22 protein-coding genes are annotated in these 19,279 nt (G+C 34.9%); 4 read left to right on the top strand and 18 right to left on the bottom strand.

The genetic code is table 11. From position 1 onward, the window contains the following. Positions 1 to 110 precede the first annotated feature (110 nt). Genes ABH960_RS23990 through sleB form a run of 3 tightly spaced genes read right to left on the bottom strand, consistent with a single transcriptional unit; the run spans position 111 to position 2,869 of the window. Positions 111 to 707 (bottom strand): YhcN/YlaJ family sporulation lipoprotein, encoded by a 597-nt coding sequence (locus ABH960_RS23990; protein WP_002085166.1) that lies wholly within the window; start codon positions 705 to 707, stop codon positions 111 to 113. A gap of 26 nt (positions 708 to 733) precedes the next feature. Next, entirely contained in the window at positions 734 to 2,074 is a 1,341-nt protein-coding gene (ypeB, locus tag ABH960_RS23985; RefSeq protein ID WP_113936331.1) for a germination protein YpeB, read from the bottom strand. A 15-nt stretch (positions 2,075 to 2,089) separates the two neighbouring features. Further along, a complete protein-coding gene (gene sleB, locus ABH960_RS23980) occupies positions 2,090 to 2,869 on the bottom strand; it encodes a spore cortex-lytic enzyme (RefSeq protein ID WP_002013086.1) in 780 nt (259 codons plus the stop codon). A 144-nt stretch (positions 2,870 to 3,013) separates the two neighbouring features. Between sleB and ABH960_RS23975 the strand changes: the two genes are divergently transcribed. After that, complete coding sequence (locus ABH960_RS23975) at positions 3,014 to 3,346, top strand: DUF3889 domain-containing protein (RefSeq protein ID WP_404448832.1); 333 nt, start codon at positions 3,014 to 3,016, stop codon at positions 3,344 to 3,346. 66 nt (positions 3,347 to 3,412) lie between these two features. Here ABH960_RS23975 and ABH960_RS23970 read toward each other — a convergent pair whose 3' ends face one another. The 5 genes from ABH960_RS23970 to kynU form a co-directional block, all read right to left on the bottom strand. Beyond that, on the bottom strand, positions 3,413 to 4,036 hold the full coding sequence (locus tag ABH960_RS23970) for a Pr6Pr family membrane protein (RefSeq protein ID WP_404448830.1): 624 nt from the start codon (positions 4,034 to 4,036) through the stop codon (positions 3,413 to 3,415). A 20-nt stretch (positions 4,037 to 4,056) separates the two neighbouring features. After that, positions 4,057 to 4,974 (bottom strand): serine hydrolase domain-containing protein, encoded by a 918-nt coding sequence (locus ABH960_RS23965; RefSeq protein WP_404448828.1) that lies wholly within the window; start codon positions 4,972 to 4,974, stop codon positions 4,057 to 4,059. Positions 4,975 to 5,100: 126 nt separating this feature from the next. Then, a complete protein-coding gene (kynA, locus tag ABH960_RS23960) occupies positions 5,101 to 5,940 on the bottom strand; it encodes a tryptophan 2,3-dioxygenase (protein ID WP_000661975.1) in 840 nt (279 codons plus the stop codon). A gap of 33 nt (positions 5,941 to 5,973) precedes the next feature. Next, entirely contained in the window at positions 5,974 to 6,603 is a 630-nt protein-coding gene (gene kynB / locus ABH960_RS23955; RefSeq protein ID WP_377865478.1) for an arylformamidase, read from the bottom strand. Positions 6,604 to 6,605: 2 nt separating this feature from the next. Then, positions 6,606 to 7,892: a kynureninase gene (gene kynU, locus ABH960_RS23950; protein WP_404448825.1), complete on the bottom strand. Its 1,287-nt coding sequence runs from the start codon at positions 7,890 to 7,892 to the stop codon at positions 6,606 to 6,608. Between the two features lie 159 nt (positions 7,893 to 8,051). On the opposite strand from kynU, the gene ABH960_RS23945 reads away from it, so the two are divergent. Next, positions 8,052 to 8,663, top strand: a complete 612-nt coding sequence (locus ABH960_RS23945; RefSeq protein ID WP_404448823.1) for a TetR/AcrR family transcriptional regulator — start codon at positions 8,052 to 8,054, stop codon at positions 8,661 to 8,663. A 47-nt stretch (positions 8,664 to 8,710) separates the two neighbouring features. On the opposite strand, the gene ABH960_RS23940 is transcribed toward ABH960_RS23945, so the two are convergent. From ABH960_RS23940 to ABH960_RS23915, 6 genes are all read right to left on the bottom strand, one after another. Continuing rightward, positions 8,711 to 8,950, bottom strand: a complete 240-nt coding sequence (locus ABH960_RS23940; RefSeq protein ID WP_002136675.1) for a DUF3953 domain-containing protein — start codon at positions 8,948 to 8,950, stop codon at positions 8,711 to 8,713. 21 nt (positions 8,951 to 8,971) lie between these two features. Further along, positions 8,972 to 9,217, bottom strand: a complete 246-nt coding sequence (locus tag ABH960_RS23935) for a DUF3977 family protein (protein ID WP_000873838.1) — start codon at positions 9,215 to 9,217, stop codon at positions 8,972 to 8,974. Positions 9,218 to 9,332: 115 nt separating this feature from the next. Next, positions 9,333 to 11,183 (bottom strand): sigma-54-dependent Fis family transcriptional regulator, encoded by a 1,851-nt coding sequence (locus ABH960_RS23930; RefSeq protein ID WP_113936325.1) that lies wholly within the window; start codon positions 11,181 to 11,183, stop codon positions 9,333 to 9,335. A 314-nt stretch (positions 11,184 to 11,497) separates the two neighbouring features. Beyond that, entirely contained in the window at positions 11,498 to 11,836 is a 339-nt protein-coding gene (locus ABH960_RS23925; RefSeq protein ID WP_002127705.1) for an NIPSNAP family protein, read from the bottom strand. After that, positions 11,809 to 12,405 carry a GNAT family N-acetyltransferase gene (locus tag ABH960_RS23920; RefSeq protein WP_113936324.1) on the bottom strand — a complete coding sequence of 199 codons (597 nt, stop codon included), beginning with the start codon at positions 12,403 to 12,405 and terminating at the stop codon, positions 11,809 to 11,811. The genes ABH960_RS23925 and ABH960_RS23920 overlap by 28 nt, the downstream gene beginning before the upstream one ends. 12 nt (positions 12,406 to 12,417) lie before the next feature. Further along, positions 12,418 to 13,188, bottom strand: coding sequence for a DeoR/GlpR family DNA-binding transcription regulator (locus ABH960_RS23915; protein WP_404448820.1), 771 nt, complete (start codon positions 13,186 to 13,188; stop codon positions 12,418 to 12,420). A 253-nt stretch (positions 13,189 to 13,441) separates the two neighbouring features. Here ABH960_RS23915 and ABH960_RS23910 point away from each other — a divergent pair, with 253 nt between their 5' ends. Continuing rightward, positions 13,442 to 13,933, top strand: coding sequence for a hypothetical protein (locus ABH960_RS23910; protein ID WP_060751402.1), 492 nt, complete (start codon positions 13,442 to 13,444; stop codon positions 13,931 to 13,933). A gap of 49 nt (positions 13,934 to 13,982) precedes the next feature. On the opposite strand, the gene ABH960_RS23905 is transcribed toward ABH960_RS23910, so the two are convergent. Then, the gene (locus ABH960_RS23905; RefSeq protein WP_404448817.1) at positions 13,983 to 14,639 is read right to left on the bottom strand and encodes a DUF4085 family protein; all 657 of its coding nucleotides are present in this window, start codon (positions 14,637 to 14,639) and stop codon (positions 13,983 to 13,985) included. A 220-nt stretch (positions 14,640 to 14,859) separates the two neighbouring features. On the opposite strand from ABH960_RS23905, the gene ABH960_RS23900 reads away from it, so the two are divergent. Further along, positions 14,860 to 15,453 carry a hypothetical protein gene (locus ABH960_RS23900; protein ID WP_000914462.1) on the top strand — a complete coding sequence of 198 codons (594 nt, stop codon included), beginning with the start codon at positions 14,860 to 14,862 and terminating at the stop codon, positions 15,451 to 15,453. Positions 15,454 to 15,621: 168 nt separating this feature from the next. Here ABH960_RS23900 and lpdA read toward each other — a convergent pair whose 3' ends face one another. Genes lpdA through acoB form a run of 3 tightly spaced genes read right to left on the bottom strand, consistent with a single transcriptional unit; the run spans position 15,622 to position 19,278 of the window. Next, on the bottom strand, positions 15,622 to 17,001 hold the full coding sequence (lpdA, locus tag ABH960_RS23895; RefSeq protein WP_404448815.1) for a dihydrolipoyl dehydrogenase: 1,380 nt from the start codon (positions 16,999 to 17,001) through the stop codon (positions 15,622 to 15,624). A gap of 15 nt (positions 17,002 to 17,016) precedes the next feature. Beyond that, positions 17,017 to 18,216 carry a dihydrolipoamide acetyltransferase family protein gene (locus ABH960_RS23890; RefSeq protein ID WP_404448813.1) on the bottom strand — a complete coding sequence of 400 codons (1,200 nt, stop codon included), beginning with the start codon at positions 18,214 to 18,216 and terminating at the stop codon, positions 17,017 to 17,019. 27 nt (positions 18,217 to 18,243) lie between these two features. Continuing rightward, positions 18,244 to 19,278 carry an acetoin:2,6-dichlorophenolindophenol oxidoreductase subunit beta gene (acoB, locus tag ABH960_RS23885; protein WP_074608677.1) on the bottom strand — a complete coding sequence of 345 codons (1,035 nt, stop codon included), beginning with the start codon at positions 19,276 to 19,278 and terminating at the stop codon, positions 18,244 to 18,246. Position 19,279: the final 1 nt, after the last annotated feature.

Raw genomic sequence — 19,279 nt, 5'->3', positions numbered from 1 at the left:
TTCAAACGAAAAACACCTCCATTGAATTTGCATACTTAGTATGCGAATTCAGGAGGTGTTTTTTTCATGTACCACTATTCGGGTTCACTTCATTTAGTACGGGGTTTTCACTATTTTTTCAAATGGTTATTTGACTGATCTTCTTGTTCTTTTCGTAGTTCTTGTTCTTCATCTTTTGGTAATTGTTTATCATTATCTTTAATCGGATTCGTTTCTCTATTTTCAATCATATCATTTGGAACTTGCGGCATTACTCGGCCAACAATTGCTGCTAATTCATCAAGTATGCCTTCACCAGTTTTACCTTTTTTAATTTGCTTGCCTATTTGTTTTAGTCTTTCATACGTATCAACATCTGCTACAACGACTGCATTTGCACCGTTCGGGTCATTCTTTAAACTTTCTGCAACAGAATACTTAATTGACTCAACGCGAGTTCGATCAAGTTTCGCTTTCACATCAATACCTACAACAGCATACTTCCCAACTACTACTGCTGTCGCATCGTTTACACCAGGTATACTTGCAGCTAAAGATGCCAGATGATCAGCTGCTTTTTCATTTGGCTTATTTGATTTATTTGTATACGTAACATTTTTCATCGACACATTTTTTTGTTCTGGCTTTTCATTAGGATTGTCTTTTTTTCCAATGCTACATCCAGTAATAACGAAACAAAGCATTAACATATATATAATGATTTTCATTATTTTCACCACTTTATCATTGATGTTTAATCATAAATTTTCTCAACAGCTTGCATCTTCTTCACTTTTTCTTCTGCACCGCTATTTGCGTTAATGAAAATTTGGTACGTATCTTTCCCTAAAGTACCAATATATTCATAACAAAGTACTTCATTATGCAAGTCATTTACTACTACAGCTTTACGTTCTTCCATAACTTTTACATCGGGGTTAATTTTCTTTCTCGCCTCAGCAGCGGTTAGCTTCGCACTCGGAATCGTTCGTTTTTGATGTGATGCTAAATATTCCTTTGCGGAAAAACCAACAATCGACCCATCATCTAAAGCAATTTTCATTTGGATTGCTTCTGGATAAATACGCACTCCATTTTCATTTACAACGTACGTAAACACACCGATATTATCATATTGAGAACTATCAAACAGCTCCATATTTGTAAACTTGTGATCCTTTAAAAACGTCAATCCTTTACTTCCTGCATCATTTAAACTGATTTTTTGCTCTTTAATTTCTCGGTTGTTCATTACCCAAATTGGATATCCACCTTTTCCGGTAATATCCATATAATACTCATTGTTCGTTGCTGGATCTTGAATTTTCACACTGTAGAATGATTCTTTTGCGCCTTTTCCACTTTTCTCAACTTCTACTTTTTCATTCCCTTTTAAGTTTAAAAATGATTTCGCGATTTTTTCCGCTTCCTCTTTCGAAATCGCCTTTCCTTTTGCCTCAAATCCGCCTTTTTTATTCTTTTGTGCACTTGTAAAAGTCGGTCCAAAGTTTGTGGACGAGTATGATGTTACATTCTTTTCTACCGTCTTTAATCCATCGATAATTGTGTTATCTGCTGGATCTTGGTTTGACGCAAGAGCCATTTCTACATCCATCCAGCGAAGATTATTTTTCAATACAAGATGCTGCACTTTTCTCAGTTCATCTTGTATATTTGCTGCATTTGAATATAAACCTTGTAACGTTTTATATTCTTGATCATTTAACGGATCTTTTTCTAAATCACGAACCGCTGCACGATAACTAAAATCACCGATATTCGCAAGGAACTCTTCCGTTTTATTAAATGGCATTAATGTTAAAGGTAATTGTCCTACATCAGAACGAGCCTCTGATGTTAAACGCCATACATCTACTAAAGCTGGCGATAATGAGGAACGTGAATTCATCGCCAGTGTTGTTCCAATTTTATCGTGTAATAAATCAACTTCATATGCTAAATCATGAAACGCACGCTGATAACTATTTTCCGCTCGAATTAATACTGCATTTTTCTCTTGATGCTCTTTATAGCCCCAATACCCTGTTCCGACTACACCTACTGTTAACAATACGATGATAATACCTCGTAACATGTTTCCACCTCCGCTCTATTTACAGAAAATATGCTTACCAATTTTTTTAATTTGTGGACGAGTCCAAATCCATTTACTTGTCGCAGTATCCGGGTTGAAATAATATAATGCATTCCCAGTTGGGTCCCATCCATTGATCGCATCTAATACGGCTTTTTTCGCATTTTCATTTGGCGTTAAATATATTTGTCCATCTGCTACTGCTGTAAATGCTCTCGGCTCAAAGATTACTCCTGAAACAGTATTTGGAAATGATGCACTTGTGACACGGTTTAAAATAACCGCAGCTACTGCAACTTGTCCTAAATACGGCTCACCACGGGATTCTCCGTATACAGCGTTTGCCATTAACTGAATGTCATTTTGAGAATAACCGTTTGGAACATTTGTCCCTGTACTTTTTGGCGGCTTATTTTCCTGTGTACCTCCACCACTGTTCCCTTTATTAGTTGTAGTATCTTTATTAGCGGTCGACTTATCATACTTCGTTGCCTTTACAAGCATTTGCTTCGTTTTAGCACCCGCTAAACCATCAACTGGCAATCCGAATTTTTGCTGAAAGTTTCGAAGCGCCCAATATGTACCCCATCCGAAAACACCATCAACTTTCCCAGTATAAAATCCGTTATATTTCAAACGAGTTTGCAGTTCAATGACATCTTCTCCAGATGCCCCTCTTTGAATCACTTGATTAGAAAAGGCTTCCACATTTTTGGTTTGTATACTACTTACCATTAAAGATAGCCCGATAAAGACAAGCAAGATCGCTATCTTAAAAACAGCTTTTTGACGCATGTATTTCCCTCCTTAATTACGGAAATGATTTCATGGTTATGTTTTGTAAAACCCTCGCTTTTATGTAAAGAAGACAAAAAAATCCAAACTTATATGCTTGAAGAAATATGTAAATAATATAAAAAAAGACAAAAGGAGCTTATTATGAGGCAGTTCTTCGCACGCACAGCATTTATATTTTTTTTAATAACAACATGTTCAAATATACATACCGACCCATCTATTGTTCACGCACAGCCGCCATACGCAAAATGGGGTAAACTAGCCGTTGAAAAAACGAAAGAACAATATCCGAAAGCAGAGATTATTGATTACCTTCATATAGGTAGAAAACCAAAAACAATTCAAATAACAGTTGAAAAATTCAAGTTGTGGCTGCGTGAGGATGGAAAAGAATATGGTGTTTTTGTTGATGTAGAATTCGATACGAAAACAGAGAAATTTTTAAAGATGTCCTTTCACAAAACAAATCGGTAGAACAAATAAACCCCTCTGTTTTACTTAAAACAGAGGGGTTTATTCATACATATTTAATAATGAAAGTTATTGTTTTAAACTTAAAGATCGATTCCCTAACATTTTCACCAATCCACAAATACCTCCAATAACAACTGCTATCCCTATACTATATAAAAACACTCTACCATATCCCCCTATTCTCGGATCTAAAAACGGATATGGGTACCAATTAACGAATGGACCTCGTATTAAGCTATAGACAACATATAAAAGCGGGAAAACAAGCCAACTCGCAGCCTGTTTCCATGTAATGGTCTTCGTAGGTGGATTTATAACCCAGTCTAAAATCATCGCTAATGGCATGATGTAATGAAGCACAGTATTTACCCACGGTATTGGTGTTTGAAGTGACTCTTCTAATCCCCTTAATAACAAAAAATAAATAAGCCCTGTAGTCAGTATGTATACTGTAGCTGCACCTCGAAGAACTCCAAACTGCTCCGAACGTCCAAATAGGGTTGTCCCTAAACTACTTAATAGAAGAATTACCGCCACTAAAATGTTGCTTTCAATTGTGAAGTAACTAAAAAAATTAACTGGATTGAACGGTTTCACTTGTGCTCTTGTAACAAATTGAGTAATAAGTGCACTAAACGCTAAAAGACTTAAAAACAATCTTAATATCGCTATCATTTTTGCACTTCTCATAAAACACCTCCTGTCTCTTCTTATTTATGATTGGAATTCTCTTTTATATGCTCTATAAATAACTTTAATGGTACGAGGCCACGTTTGGGCATGTGACTACTAATAACAGCTACGAGCTCTAACTGCGGAATGATAATAATGTATTGCCCTCCGTATCCCATAGCAAAATACATACAATACGGTATGTGAAATCTTTCGTTATTTAACACCCACCAGTGATATCCATATGCCCCGACATGTTCATACGTTTCAAATAGAGCTGTACTTGATTGCTCTAACCATTTCGATGATATAATTTCATTTCCCTTCGAATATCCATTCTGCAAACATAATTTTCCTAACTTTAATAAATCTATAGATTTCATTTTCATACCGAATCCCCCGACATATACACCTTGCGGGTCTTGTTGCCACTCATACTCCGTAATGTTTAACGGCTCAAATAAATACTTTTTCGCAAACTGCTCCGTCGACATTCCAGTTGATTCTTGAATGATGTAACTAAGTAAATGGGAAGAACCTGAGTTATAATTCATTTTCGTACCCATTTCTTCAATGAGCGGCTTTTCTAAAATGTATTGCACCCAATTGTCTGATTCCACAAAATCATTCGGGAAAACAACCCCATTTCCGAACTCTTTCCAATCTTCTCCTGTTGTCATCGTTAATAAATGATACAGCGTTAATTCCCTCTTATTCTCCGGTACATTTGGAATCCATGTTGTGATTGGTGTATGTATATTATTTATAAATCCTTTATCAATTGCGATACCAATTAATATAGATACGATACTTTTTGTAATCGAATTAATTTTAAATAAGTCATTTGCACAGTCTATCGTTTTATAGTACTCAGTCGTTAATTCCCCCTTTTGATAAACAAGAAATGTATTAACCTTTTTCTTTTCAAATTTATTTTGTATTTGCTCGAAATTCAAGAAATCTTCCTCCATCTAAACGGTTATGTAATATTTGTAGTTCATCTCGTTCTCTCTATTAAATCATATTTGTTATTAAAACAAAAAAATAAACTTGCCAGCATTTAATAGCTGACAAGTTTATTTTTATAATTTCGTTCGAACGTTCCAAAGCTCTGGGAAGAAGCATTGATCAAGCACTCGCTTTAAATAAGATACGCCAGAAGAGCCACCTGTTCCCATTTTATGACCAATAATTCGTTCTACCGTTTTCATATGACGGAAACGCCATTGTTGTAGCCAGTCTTCAATATCGATTAATTTCTCTGCAAGCTGATATAAATCCCAATATTTCTGCACGTCCGCATATACTTCTATCCAAGCCGCTTCTACAGTTGCATCCTCTTCGTAAGGCTGCGTAACATCACGATTTAACACATCTTTATGAATTGGAAATCCTTCTTTAACAAGGGCTTGTATCGCCACATCATACAAACTTGGTGCATGAAGTGCTTTATGAAGACGAGCATGTAATTCTGGGTCCTTTTCATAAATTTTTAATGCATGTGGTGTTTTATAACCAAGTGCATATTCAATCATTCGATATTGATACGATTGAAAACCTGAAGCCTGACCAAGTGAATCGCGGAACTCAATATATTCTGATGGCGTTAATGTCGCAAGAATATCCCAAGATTGAATAATTTGCGACTGAATTTTTGATACACGTGCTAACATTTTAAAGGCTGGTGGTAATTTATCTTGTTTAATAGATTCAATCGCTGCATTCAATTCATGTAAAATTAGTTTCATCCAAAGCTCACTCGCTTGATGGATGACGATAAATAACATTTCATCATGATGATCTGATAATCTTTGTTGACTAGATAATAAGCTATCTAGCTGTAAATACTCTCCGTACGTCATATTCTCCTTAAAATCCGTATGAATCCCTTTTTCCATAATTACCTTTTCATTTTCTTTCATATTAGCCAAACGCCCCTTTGTGTTCATTTCTACTTATATTGGTCTAATAACAGCTCGAACTGGACTCCCATCCGCATCTGTTAATGCAAGTGGTAATGCAATAAGTTCGTAATCGCCGTCTACTACGTGATCTAGTACGACATTTTCTAAAATATGAATTCCATGTTTAAATAATTGATGATGCGCTGCTAGTTCTTTATCATCTAAAGGATCAACAGATGGTACGTCCACCCCGATTAAACGAATTCCCTTTTCAGAAAGAAAGGCTGCAATATCTGCGCGTAAATGCGGGATTACATCTGGGAATTCATTTGCTTTACCATGTGAAGATGTACGTAATAACAATCGTTCTACACCTTCTAAATGAAAGTTTTCTAATTCCTTTTTCCCGATGCTTTCAAGATTAGAAACGTCAATGATTCGCGCTGGGCCAACATAAATTTGAACATCTAAATCTATTACTTTCTTCCCCTTATTATCAAAATGAAAAGGTGCATCAATATGAGTACCTGTATGAATACTCATCGTTAACTTTCCAACATTTACTGAACCACTGTCTTCTTTTGACCATGAAACTTCATACGAGAACGGTGTATCCCCTGGCCACGTCGCGATATCATTATTTAGCGGTTGTGAAATATCAATCCACTGCGATGTTTTCATGCTTATGCCACAACCTCTCGCTTATTTTCAAAGTTCTTATATTCTTCCTCTTTCATAATTTTCTTTAAAATTTGTACAGAGTTCCATACTTCCTCATACGTATTGTATAAAGCAACTGGCGCAAGTCTAACTCCATTTGGAGCTCTAAAGTCCGGAATAACCCCTTTTGCTTTTAACGCTTTACATATACGCGCCGCCTCAGCATGTTCTAAATAAATATGCCCGCCTCGTTTTTCATCCTCTAGCGGATTTCCGATTGTAAATCCCATATCCTTTAACTCTAATTGAATTAAATCGAGCATATATCTTGTTATATGTAATGATTTTTCACGTACTCTCTCAATGCCAGCTTCTTTAAAAATTTCAAGAGAACCAATTAATGGTGCCGTACTCAATACGTGAGGTGTTCCTATTTGGTACGCCCCAGCATGATCAGCTGCAGTTAATGAATGTTCCATATCAAACTGCTTATCTTTTCTAGAACTAAACCACCCAGACAATCCTGGAATTCTATTAAAGTGCTTTTTATTTACATAAAGGCCCCCAACACCACCAGGTCCTGCATTTAAATATTTATAATTACACCATATAGCGAAATCAACATCCCACTCTTTGAAATGATGTGGAATAGATCCAATTGAATGACATAAATCAAATCCAATATGAATACCACGTTTATGGGCTTCAGTTGTTAATCGCTTCATATCAAGAATCTGTCCGCTTCTATATAGTACAGAAGGCAATAAAATTAAAGCGATATCATCAGTCATCGCATGAATGATATCTTCCTCATTTAATGTTCTACCATCTCTGCTCTTTACTCTCATTAGGTGCTCATCTGGATCTAATCCTTTTAAACGAATTTGACTTTGGAGCGCATATATATCTGACGGGAACGTTAATTCATCCGCAAGAATCTTTGTCCGAATCCCTTTTGGTTCATAAAAAGTTGCGATTACTTGATGAATATTCGTTGTCGTGGAGCCGGTTACAATCGTCTCTTCTGACAAAGCTCCAATAAGAGGTGCAGTCAATTCCCCTAGCTTTTCTGATAGGAAGAACCAAGGATGTTCTCCTTCAGTCCATCCATCAATTCCATACTCTTTCCATGAATCTAGCAATGTAAGTAACGATTTCTCTGCTCTTTTTGAAAGCAACCCTAAAGAGTTACCATCTAAATATATTGTTCCTTCTTTTTTATAAAATTCAGATTGAAAATCTTTCAGTTCATCATGTTTATCACATTCAAGCGCATACTCATAAGTTGGTTGAAATGGTTCTTTATACATGGTGTCACCTTCTTTTAATTTTCTTTTTATTCTAACTAATTGAAATATATCACTTGAATTGATATAACGTCAATGATATTATGTCAGTTGACTTTATATACGAACTTCTTTTACAATACAATTATATTTTCAGATATTTCAGTATAAAGAGGTGATTCCTTGAAAAATTCTACTCTTTCAACAAGAAAATACCGCTCCTTAGAAACAAAAAAGAAACTATTACAATCCGGTTATACTATTTTTATAAAAAACGGATTTCAGAAAACTACAATCACGCAAATTATTAAACATGCAGAAACTGGTTATGGAACAGCATATGTATATTTTAAAAACAAAGATGCTCTCCTCATCGTTTTGATGGAAGATGTTATGAATCGCTTTTATGATATTGCTGATCGCTCTTTTTTACCTCAAACAAAGGCCGAAGCACGAGATATGATTCAGAATCAAGTGCGCGCTTTTTTACAGTTAGCACAAGAAGAAAGAGCTATATTACAAGTTGTTGAAGAAGCAATAAGAACCTCAAAAGAAATACGTCAAAAATGGGATGAGATTCGCGAACGCTTTGTAACACGGATTATACAAGACATTACTCATTCCCAGGAAAATGAATTAGTACGAACTAAGTTAAATAAAGAGATTGTCGCATGCGGCTGGTTCTCTATGAATGAAACGTTTCTTTGGACAATCGTGCAAAATGATAAAGAACTAGAATTAGAAGAAATTGTACATACTTTAACGGTAATGTATACGACGGGGTTATATAAATAGCACATTATAACCTCAAAAAACCGTTACTCAATATGCTTAGTAACGGTTTATTTAAAATATTTTATTAACGATACAATAATACAAAAAAGTGATGTAAGTAATAGCAGAATCCCCATATTCTTATTCTCTTTTTCATCCTTCTTAACGTTGTGTATCCCCATACCGGCAAGCATAAAACCTAAAAGTAATTGTAAAATGAGCATACTTTGCTTCGAATCATCATTCCAACTGTAAATAGAATAGCCCATTATAATAAAAGCGAGTATGAATGTGATAATTCTAATCATAAAAACACCCCCTGTTTGATTCTATTGTTTTAACCTACTCACCATCCCAACAATAAACTTATACTCAGCTCTACTTTTTCTTACTTTCTTAAAGCCCTCTTTCGTATCAAAAATAAAACACGTTTTCCGAAACCAAATCCGTACATATAAAGACTCAAAATAAATTGGTTTAATAATTCCTCGTTCCTCGAATTCAGTTCCATCTTTATTTTCGGTTTCCGTTCGAATGAACCACCTATTCCCGATTCCAATTTCAATATACTTCACATGCTAACCCCCTTCAGGAAATCTTCTTTCTAATTATTCTATTATTTCCCTGGCAAGCGCACATTCCGACAGAACGTGAGCCCATAAAGAAAAAGTAGATTACAAAAATCTACTTTTATAGCCTAAATTTTTGCATTCGTTTATAAAACGTACTGCGCGGCACAGCTAATAGTTTTGCAGCTAATGAAACATTTCCGTTCGTCTTTTCTAGCGCTTCAATCATGCTATCACGCTGTATTTTTTCACGGAAATTTAATGTATGCTCCGTTTTATTTTCTGCTTGCAATTCAAGTTGATGTTGATTTCCCATCATTGTTTGTAATAAAAAAGAGATTTGTTTTTCGCATATTTCCCGTCCTTGCGACAAAATGTATATGCGTTCTAATACATTTAATAATTCTCGAATATTTCCGGGCCATGTATGCTGTGAAAATTGATTACAAATACTCTTTGGAAATACAACATTCCAATCCTTTCGTTCACAAAAATGTTGTATGAAGTACGGAATATCCTCTTTTCTTTCTATTAACGACGGAACATATAACGGATAAACATGTAAACGATAATATAAATCTTGACGGAATTTCCCTTCTTCTACTAATCTTAGTAAATCTTTATGTGTCGCAGTAATAATACGAATATTTACTGGTACCTCTTTTGAACTACCAATTGGGGTTACTGTTCGTTCTTGCAAAACACGCAATAATGCCACTTGCATCTCTGGCGGCACTTCACCAATTTCATCTAAAAATATTGTTCCTCCGTCTGCTTGTTCGAATTTCCCTTTATATCCTTGGCGCCGCGCACCTGTAAACGCACCTTCAGCATAACCGAATAATTCACTTTCCATTAATTCTTTCGGTAATGAACCGCAGTTAACAGCTATAAAAGGACCATTTTTTCTTGGACTATTTTCATGAATCGCTCTCGCTACATATTCTTTCCCTACACCTGTTTCACCACATACATATACACTAGCGTCAGTTGGTGAAACAAGCTTAATTTCTTCTAAAGTATGTTGAAATACGCTGCTTGTCCCAATAACTCCAGGGAAAGTAATTCCGTTTATAAACGGGTAAGTAGAAAATAAATTTTCTTGTTTATTTTCCTTTAAGTAAATACATTTCCCGATCATTCTATCATTACTATATACCGGTACCTCTAATTTAGGTTTCAATCCATTGTGCATTAAATCTTCAAGTTTCATTCGTGACCAATTACATACTCGTTCACGAACCCTCTTGCTCGCAGAAACGATAACATCACGATGGTTACAAATAACAACTTGTTCATCACTGTCAATTACATCTAAAAAACGATGGATTAAATGCAGTTCATTTTGATGTACTCGAATACTACATTCACGTTCAATCGCATGCGCGATCGAAGTTACCATTCCGAGCATATATGGATGTGAAAACTCAATTGGACAAGAGAAATCTAGAACACCAATTAATTTCCCGTCATCATTATGAATCGGAGAGGCCGCACAGCTCCAGCTATGAGATGCGACAGAATAATGCTCTGTACCACTTATCATAATAGCCTCTTCAATCTGTAACGCTGTTCCTATCGCATTTGTACCAACAGCTGCTTCCGTCCATTTCACACCTTCAATAAAATTAATATGTTTCGCTCGTTTCAACGTTTGCTGATTTCCACTTAATGATAGAACATAACCATCTGGATCAATTAATAATGCCATCATTTGCAGTTCATCAATGGTTTTTCTCATATTTTGTATTTGAGGTATTGCTATATCAAGGAAGATTTCACTCTTTTTCTTTTGATCCTGAAAAATATCAGAAGACAAAATTTTCTGACCTTTATTCATATGAGGATTCACATTTGCTTGTTTACATCGATGCCATGACTCTGAAATTCTTTCGTTTATACGGTTCGAATCAAGGACTCCTTCATCCATAAACTTTTTCCATGTATGTAAGTAAAACGGTGAAGCTAACATTGTATCATCTCCCCTATTAATTGTTTTGGAGATTTATAAAACATACTTTTATTATAAAACTGAATAAAAGCGTTTTCAATACAACTAGAAAGATGACACAAATATGTTAATAATTTGAATATCTTAATGAACTTCTTTATTCTTTTTTAGTAGAACTATATTTTGTATAATGGACGCAAAGAAAATACATAACCAAAACCACTTTTGTGGATTGCCGTTTATAAAGAAAACTATCACCGCTATTGCAAATAAAATGGTGGATGCTAAACTAAAATATAATTTTGTTTTAATTCCCATTATTCCTCACCCCTCTATCACTTTACAGTACATACTAACTCTTCATTTTTTAACTCTAATATGTACTCCTGTAAAACATATTCTTTCCCGCCATGTTTTTCATACCAATCATGTATTCTTTTAACATGTATCTTGTCGCTTCTAATTTTTGATTCAATTTCTTTATACTGTTCATAACTATCATATTCCCATATTGCAAATACTTCAGTCGTACCATCATTATTATCTTTCATCCAGCGTCCTATTAAACGAGAACCATATTTTATTTGATTAGGTAAATTAGTATCATTGAAATGATCATTAAATATTTCTATGAATTCATTTTTTACTACATAGTATTTCCTTCTGTAAAACATACTTCTTCAACTCTTTTATGAAAAGTATCAGTAAACCTTCCCATTACTACCGTATTATAATACTTACCATCCGACAGTTTTTTATCATTTTTTAGAATACCTTCTACCTCCAAACCTAATTTTTTATAAAGTTGGATGGCTTTTTCATTTGTCTCTAACACTTGCAATGATATCTTTTTCACTTCATTTTCATCAGCCCACTGAATAGATTGTTGCAATAGACTCTTACCCATTCCATATCCCCAAAACTCTCTTAAAATACAAACACCAAACTCTACTTTATGGGATAATCTCTTCAAATTTGATCCTTCACATCTCGAAAATCCTACGATTCGGTTGTGCACTTCTGCAACTAAAAAAAGATTCTTCATCTCTTCACTATCTGTTTTTACTATTTTTTGGAACCCTATCTTATCAATAAACCCCTCTCCAGCTTCTCTATCCATATTTTCAGTTTCGCCATCGATCTGAACTCTAATTTCTGATAACTGCTCAGCATCCGTTTGAACTGCAGAACGAACTATATAAGTTAATCCATTTATATGAAACTCTTGTCCTTTTATAATCATTTCAAACTCCTTTTAAATGAGGTCTATTGACGCTATTACAATTTCTTTACCTTGTTTCTCAAATTGTTGAATCGTTTCTTTACTAGCCCCTTCATCTGTTATTATAAGGTCAATTTCTAACAGTGACTCTCCTTTTATAAAGCAGTCTATTCCAAGTTTATTATGAGGAGCTAAACAAATATTTCTTCTAGCAATTTTACTTACTGTTTTTCCAAAATAAGCAACTTCCGGTGTCGCAGTACTTATACCATTCAATGAAATACCGCCACCTGTAGAGAAATAAAGATCAATAGAGAATCTACTTATCAATTCAGAGGCCAGTGTATCTGTCATATTTCCTGATGGTTTCACTTTTCCACCAATTAAGTACGTATCAATGTTCTTATATTCTCGTAACTTACTAGCAATTTCTAAAGCATTCGTAATAACTATAAATGATGTTTCAGGTAAATACTTTAACATGGCATAATGAATGGGAGCCCCGCCAATAAAAACGGAATCTCCTTCTTGTATGTAGGATACAGCAACTTTCGCAATCGCATCTTCATCTATTGAACCATCACGATAACGTTTCGATGGTTCGGCAACTAAGTTTCTCACTCGCGTAAGTTCAACTGCACCTCCGTGCGTTCTTTTTAATAAACCATCCTTCTCCATAATAGACAAATCTCTTCTTATAGAATCAATAGACATATCAAAACTTTCCGCAAGATCCTTTGCGATTACTCTTCCATCTTTCTTAAGTAACTCTAAAATTTTCTCTCTACGCTCTTCAGTAAACATGTTCCCACCACCGTTATTGAAGATTCAGAAATTTAATCCTTCTCATTCAATTATATGCATGTTTTTTCTGTTTTACAATATTTTCAATTCTTATTTCTTCAGCTTTATACAGTTTTTCTCTCTATTTTTATCCCATTAACTTGAAAACGAAATAAATGTATATTTGCATATTCCACAAACATACTTCCATTTATCTTCCTATTGATGTAAAATTATTCCTATGTTTTACTTTTTAATACAGAAAGGGATTACTATGAAATCTATAATTAAAGTAACTTGTACAGCATTATTATTTACAGGAATAATGGCAGGATGTAGTGGAAATACTGCACCAAAACAAGAAAAGAGCGCTTTTGAAAAGAATGCAATGCACTATGGGGAAATATTTAAAAACGAATACTATAGAGCAACTGTTGAAAATGCTAAATTCGATAAAATAGACAAAGAGTGGCGTCTCACAGCTCGCGTTACTATAAATAATGCTCGTGCTGACGGACAAACGATAGATCTTTCAGAAATAAAATATTTCATAAAAGATGAAAAAACGGGTGAAAAATACGAAGGTGAATTTATACAAAATGAAAATGCTAAAAAGGTTCCATCTGAGTTTTCTTTAACTACCGACATTGTATTTAATATGAAAACTTCTCCAAAAGATTTAAATAATATGTATTTATACATAGATAGCAAAGCTGCGCCGTTAACAGATACATATTGGAAACTTGATAATTTAGCATCTAAATAAAAAACAGTCATATAAGACTGTTTTTTTGTTTGTAAAGTTATAAAGTTTACTAGTTACCTTTCTCAAACAATATATCTTTTGCACAAATCGTCACTTCTTCAAATGGGCAATCAAATAAAACACCCAATTCGAAACCTTCATTAGTAAGATCTATTTCATGATATAACCACCAAGCACCTTCAAAATTTTCCGGAATAGAACATTTCGTTACGCCTGTAAAAGTTACTTCCAGTTTGTCAAATTCACTGAAAGTACCACTGCAATCTAAAGTTATAATTAGCGTATCTTTTGATCTTCTCTCTACTGATTTGACTACACTGTCATGTAGTGAGTATTCATGTAGTTGAACGACATTCTGCGCGAGCTTCTCTTTTATAGCATTATAATTATCTATATAAGCTTGTTCTAAATCATTCATTCTTTTCTCATAATCTTCTGTCCAATCAAGCATAAGTTTCTTTAACTTTTCTGATGGGTATTCTGACTTAATTGTATTATCATGAATGTATGGATGTAGTGACTTAGGTAGAAACTTTAATAAATCTTCTTTCTTTTCTTCCACGTCTTCTCTCAAACTTTTCTTATAATCCATTCCTACCTTTTCGCTCTCTCGCAAAATCTCTTCCCATTCTTCTAATGTTTCTGAGAAAATTAAAAATCCAGATACTTGCATTTCTTTATACCAATCTTTATTGAAATACTGCAATGGCTTTCCTCCTAAAACATTTTAACATCCAACAAAAGCAATATATCTATTTATTATATCATTCCAATAGCTATTTTTTCTAAAGAATAAATGCAAAACTGTAAATATTCCGCCTATTATTTCTAAAACTTCAGAATATTTACAAAAATTCGAAATTAGAATACATTTTACATGTACAAGTTTTACCTGTACAAAAATCTAAACAAAAAGGGATGGTTATATGTTGAAGAAATTAGTAGCAGGGACATTAGTAGCAGGTTTTGCATTAACTGGAGGATTAGGAGTAGTAAGTGCTGCAGAAAAAGATAATACAATTAAATCATTTGATTATTTAAAAGTTGATGAAAAGAATGTTAATTCATTCACAAAATTAAGCGATCAATCAAAAAAAGACATCCAAATTACTATGGTACTACCTAAGCAAAATGAAAATGGAGATTGGTTAGCTTATGGCTTTACTAGCAGAGAAACATTGAATGCTTTTATTGAAAAGGATAAAAAGGCACTTAAAAATCAAATTAACCCTTTAGGTAGTGGTGCTGGTAGTACCGATTTTTATGAGCATCAAAATAAAGGTGGACAGTATATTTATTGGAGCAGTGGCTTTAAAAACCTACCTTCTAGCTGGAACGACAGAATTTCTTCTGTAAGTACAGCTTCACCTTCTGCAAGTTATTCAACAACACTATGGGAACATTCTTCAACTCAAGGATATGGAAAAGGTGTCTCCTTTAGACACTCTGATTGGTATGGTCAAACTGCTAATTTAGCTGCAGATTGGAACGATATAACTTCAGCTATTGAAATTAAATAGTAACAGCGCATTTCAATTAAATAAGTGAAGAAGTTTCAAAATCACTATACTCTCATCGATTAAAAAAACATGAGAGTATAGTGATTTTTCTAGTATCTTTTTATACATATTGCTACTTAAATATTATTTACTAAAAAGACCAGTCATATTAGACTGGTCTTTTTACCTTCAAGCATGTACAGCATGTCCTACTGCCTGCAATAATGCCTCATGAATCGCTTCAGATAAAGTGGGATGCGCTGCAATATAATCTCGCATTATATCAGCTGTAACTTCTGTATGAATCATCACCGTTCCTTGTCCGATTAGTTCGGTTGCACGAGGACCGATAATAGAAATCCCTACAATTTCTTGATATTTAGGTTCCACAATAACTTTTACTTTCCCCGTTTGTTCTCCAATAATAAGCGCTTTTCCGTTCGCTGTAAATGCGAATTCTCCGATGAGGATGTCACCGTATTGCTCTCTTGCTCCTTTTTCTGTTAAACCGACACTAGCAATTTCTGGAGCTGTATAAATACAGCGAGGTACAGCATGATAGTTTACTTTCACATCTTCTCCGCTCGCGTGTAATGCCGCTGTCGTTCCTTCATGGAAGGCAACGTGAGCAAGCTGTATTCCACCAATCACATCACCCGCTGCGTAAATATGTGATCTGTTTGTTTGCATATGTTCATTCACAGAAATTCCTTTATTTGAAAATTGAATGCCTGCTTTTTCTAAAGCTAATTCTTGTACACGTGGTTTTCGACCTACAGAAACGAGAATGAATTCCGGGTTGGCTTCTTGGATACTTCCTTCATATTCAAATGAAGTCTGCTTCTTATAATTATTTAATCCTTTTAAAGCCGCTCCTGTAAATATTTTTACGCCATCATTTTCTAGTTTCTCCCTTAAAATTTGTGCGATATCTTCATCTTCACCAGGTAATAATTGCGATGCCATTTCAACAATCGTAACTTTTGTTCCAAGACGACTATAAATGCTTGCAAACTCGCAACCTATTACACCACCACCAACGATTAATAATGATTTTGGTATATTTTCTAGGGACATTGCATGACTACTATTTAAAATCCACTTCCCATCAAATGGAGCAAAAGGTAATTCAGTTGGTTCTGATCCTGCCGCTATAATAAACTGGTCTCCAACTACTACATCTTCTTTATCACCATGTGTAACTCGTACACGGTGATCCGTTTCAAATTTCGCTTTACCTTGTATAACTTTTATTTTATTTTTCTTCATTAAATATTGTATACCTTGTACGAGTTGCGTAACAATTTGTGATTTTTTCGTCTGTATTTGTTTCCAATCAATTGATATATTCTGCTTATCTACTAATACTCCAAAACGATTCGCATGATTAACAATATCGTATACTTCCGCACTTTCTAACAATGATTTCGTAGGCATACAACCGACATTTAAACAAGTCCCGCCAAGATCAGCTTCATCAATAAGAGTGACATCTTTTCCATTTTGAGCCGCGGTAATTGCCGCTACATAACCAGCAGGTCCGCCCCCAATAACAACTAAATTACTCATTTTCTCACCTTCTCTTTATAAAAGAATTGTTACAGGCTCTTCTAAATAACGTTTAATTGTGCGTAAAAATGCAGCTGCTGGTGCACCGTCTAGTACACGATGATCAAATGTTAAACTTAAAGGTAACATACTTCCTTTTCTTAATTTTTTCCCTTTATATACAGGAACATGTTCAATTGCACCTACACCTAAAATACCAGTTTCAGGTGTATTTAATACTGGCGTAAAATATTCAATACCGAAGCTACCTAAATTACTAATTGTAAATGTTGTCCCTTGCATATCATCACTACTTAAACTGCCTGCTCGTGCCTTTTGTGCCACATTTTTAATCTCTTTAGATAACTCTACTAAAGATAGATTATTAGCAAAGCGAATAGCTGGAACGACTAATCCTTTTTCTAACGCGACCGCCATACCTAAATGAACATGTTCAAATTGATGAATGGCATCATTTATATACGCGCTGTTCATTTCTTTATGCTCTCTAAGCGCTAATACAACAGCACGAGAAACGAAATCAGTAATAGTTAGTTTGTTATCGTATCGTTTTTGTACAACTTCCGCTATTTCTTTATGTAAAGCAACTAAATCTGTAACATTTACTTTCATCGTTAATGTTAATTGCGCACTATTTTGTAGGCTTGCATGCATACGGTTCGCAATTGCTTTTCGCATACCAGTAATAGGAATGACTTTACTTTCTTCTTGTTCAAGTACTTCTGGAATTGCTACTCTTTCTTCAAGCGCCTTTAATACATCTACCTTTGTAATTCTTCCGCCAGGTCCTGTACCAATTAATGATCTAATATCGAGATTTTCAGTTTTTGCAATTTTCTTTGCTACTGGAGATATTTTAACTCTTTGCTTCGTCACATCTATCGCATATGGTTCTGGATGTTGTACCTTTTTAGGTTCTGGATTAGATGCTTTTTCTTCTACAACATGTATGTTTTCATGAGCTTCTACTTTTTCGTTCGGTTTACCGATGTAGCAAATTACAGTACCTGGCGGCACTCCCTCATCTTCACTTACAGCTATATCAAGAACAGTTCCATCAGCTGGTGCTTCTATTTCAGTTTCGATTTTTTCCGAGTTAATACTAGCAATTAGTTCACCTTTTTCTACATTATCACCTGCTTTAATATTCCAGCTCGTAATAATACCTTCTTTCATCGCCATACCTAACTTCGGCATTACAACTTCTACAGCCATGTTTCTCTCTCCCTTCTCATCGTTTCATTACACATGTAATAAAGATTGGTCTCCGATCATTTCTGATACAGTTTCAATTACTTTCTCCGGCGTTGGTAAATATAACTTTTCAAGTGGTGGCGAAAACGGAACTGGTGTATGTGGTGCTGTAATTCGTTTAATAGGTGCATCTAACAAATCGAATCCTTTATCCGCTACAATTGCCGCAATATCTGTTGCGATACTACATCTTGGATTTGCTTCGTCAATAACAATCAGGCGATTCGTTTTTTCAACAGATGCTAAAATCGTATCTTCATCCAGCGGTGATAAAGAACGCGGATCGATTACTTCTACTTCAAGTCCTTTTTTCGCTAATTGCTCAGCAGCAGCGAGCGCTGTATGAACTTGTTTTCCAATTGCAACGATTGTTACATCAGAACCTTCACGTTTAATATCTGCTTTTCCTAAAGGAATTGTATAGTACCCTTCTGGTACTTCGCCTTTCATATTGTAAAGTGTTTTATCTTCAAAGAAGATTACTGGGTCGTCATCTTCAATTGCCGCTAATAATAAGCCTTTTGCGTCATAAGGAGTGGAAGGAACGACAACTTTTATACCTGGAATGCTCGTAAATAACGCATATAAACTTTGTGAATGCTGTGCCGCTGCGCTAAATCCAGCACCGTGCATCGTACGTACTGTAACTGGCACTTTCGCTTTACCACCGAACATATAGCGGAACTTTGCACCTTGGTTTAATACTTGATCAAGACAACTTCCGATAAAATCATTAAACATTAATTCAGCTATCGGACGTAAACCTGTTGCCGCAGCTGCCATCGCCGCTCCCATATAACCCGCTTCTGAAATTGGAGTATCTAAAATACGATTTCGGCCAAATTCTTGTACAAGTCCTTTCGTAACACCGAGTACACCGCCCCATGCTTCATCATCTTGCAAGTGATCCACTTGTGCACCGCCTGCAACATCTTCTCCGATTAAAATTACGTTTTCATCACGACGCATTGATATTTTCATCGCTTCATTGATTGCAGTTGACATACTTACTGTTCTAGTCATT

Source organism: Bacillus sp. RC252, assembly GCF_044909215.1.
Classification (GTDB): Bacteria; Bacillota; Bacilli; order Bacillales; family Bacillaceae_G; genus Bacillus_A; species Bacillus_A mycoides.
The sequence above is the reverse complement of the archived record's forward strand: the minus strand, read 5'-3'. Positions and strand labels throughout refer to the sequence as shown.

Excerpts from the sequence above, each read along its gene's own strand:
- ABH960_RS23990 (WP_002085166.1), bottom strand. The coding sequence starts at position 707 with ATGAAAATCATTATATATATGTTAATGCTTTGTTTCGTTATTACTGGA.
- ypeB (WP_113936331.1), bottom strand. The coding sequence starts at position 2,074 with ATGTTACGAGGTATTATCATCGTATTGTTAACAGTAGGTGTAGTCGGA.
- sleB (WP_002013086.1), bottom strand. The coding sequence starts at position 2,869 with ATGCGTCAAAAAGCTGTTTTTAAGATAGCGATCTTGCTTGTCTTTATC.
- ABH960_RS23975 (WP_404448832.1), top strand. The coding sequence starts at position 3,014 with ATGAGGCAGTTCTTCGCACGCACAGCATTTATATTTTTTTTAATAACA.
- ABH960_RS23970 (WP_404448830.1), bottom strand. The coding sequence starts at position 4,036 with ATGAGAAGTGCAAAAATGATAGCGATATTAAGATTGTTTTTAAGTCTT.
- kynA (WP_000661975.1), bottom strand. The coding sequence starts at position 5,940 with ATGAAAGAAAATGAAAAGGTAATTATGGAAAAAGGGATTCATACGGAT.
- kynB (WP_377865478.1), bottom strand. The coding sequence starts at position 6,603 with ATGAAAACATCGCAGTGGATTGATATTTCACAACCGCTAAATAATGAT.
- kynU (WP_404448825.1), bottom strand. The coding sequence starts at position 7,892 with ATGTATAAAGAACCATTTCAACCAACTTATGAGTATGCGCTTGAATGT.
- ABH960_RS23940 (WP_002136675.1), bottom strand. The coding sequence starts at position 8,950 with ATGATTAGAATTATCACATTCATACTCGCTTTTATTATAATGGGCTAT.
- ABH960_RS23930 (WP_113936325.1), bottom strand. The coding sequence starts at position 11,183 with ATGTTAGCTTCACCGTTTTACTTACATACATGGAAAAAGTTTATGGAT.
- ABH960_RS23925 (WP_002127705.1), bottom strand. The coding sequence starts at position 11,836 with ATGTTTTACAGAAGGAAATACTATGTAGTAAAAAATGAATTCATAGAA.
- ABH960_RS23920 (WP_113936324.1), bottom strand. The coding sequence starts at position 12,405 with ATGATTATAAAAGGACAAGAGTTTCATATAAATGGATTAACTTATATA.
- ABH960_RS23915 (WP_404448820.1), bottom strand. The coding sequence starts at position 13,188 with ATGTTTACTGAAGAGCGTAGAGAGAAAATTTTAGAGTTACTTAAGAAA.
- ABH960_RS23910 (WP_060751402.1), top strand. The coding sequence starts at position 13,442 with ATGAAATCTATAATTAAAGTAACTTGTACAGCATTATTATTTACAGGA.
- ABH960_RS23900 (WP_000914462.1), top strand. The coding sequence starts at position 14,860 with ATGTTGAAGAAATTAGTAGCAGGGACATTAGTAGCAGGTTTTGCATTA.
- lpdA (WP_404448815.1), bottom strand. The coding sequence starts at position 17,001 with ATGAGTAATTTAGTTGTTATTGGGGGCGGACCTGCTGGTTATGTAGCG.
- ABH960_RS23890 (WP_404448813.1), bottom strand. The coding sequence starts at position 18,216 with ATGGCTGTAGAAGTTGTAATGCCGAAGTTAGGTATGGCGATGAAAGAA.
- acoB (WP_074608677.1), bottom strand. The coding sequence starts at position 19,278 with ATGACTAGAACAGTAAGTATGTCAACTGCAATCAATGAAGCGATGAAA.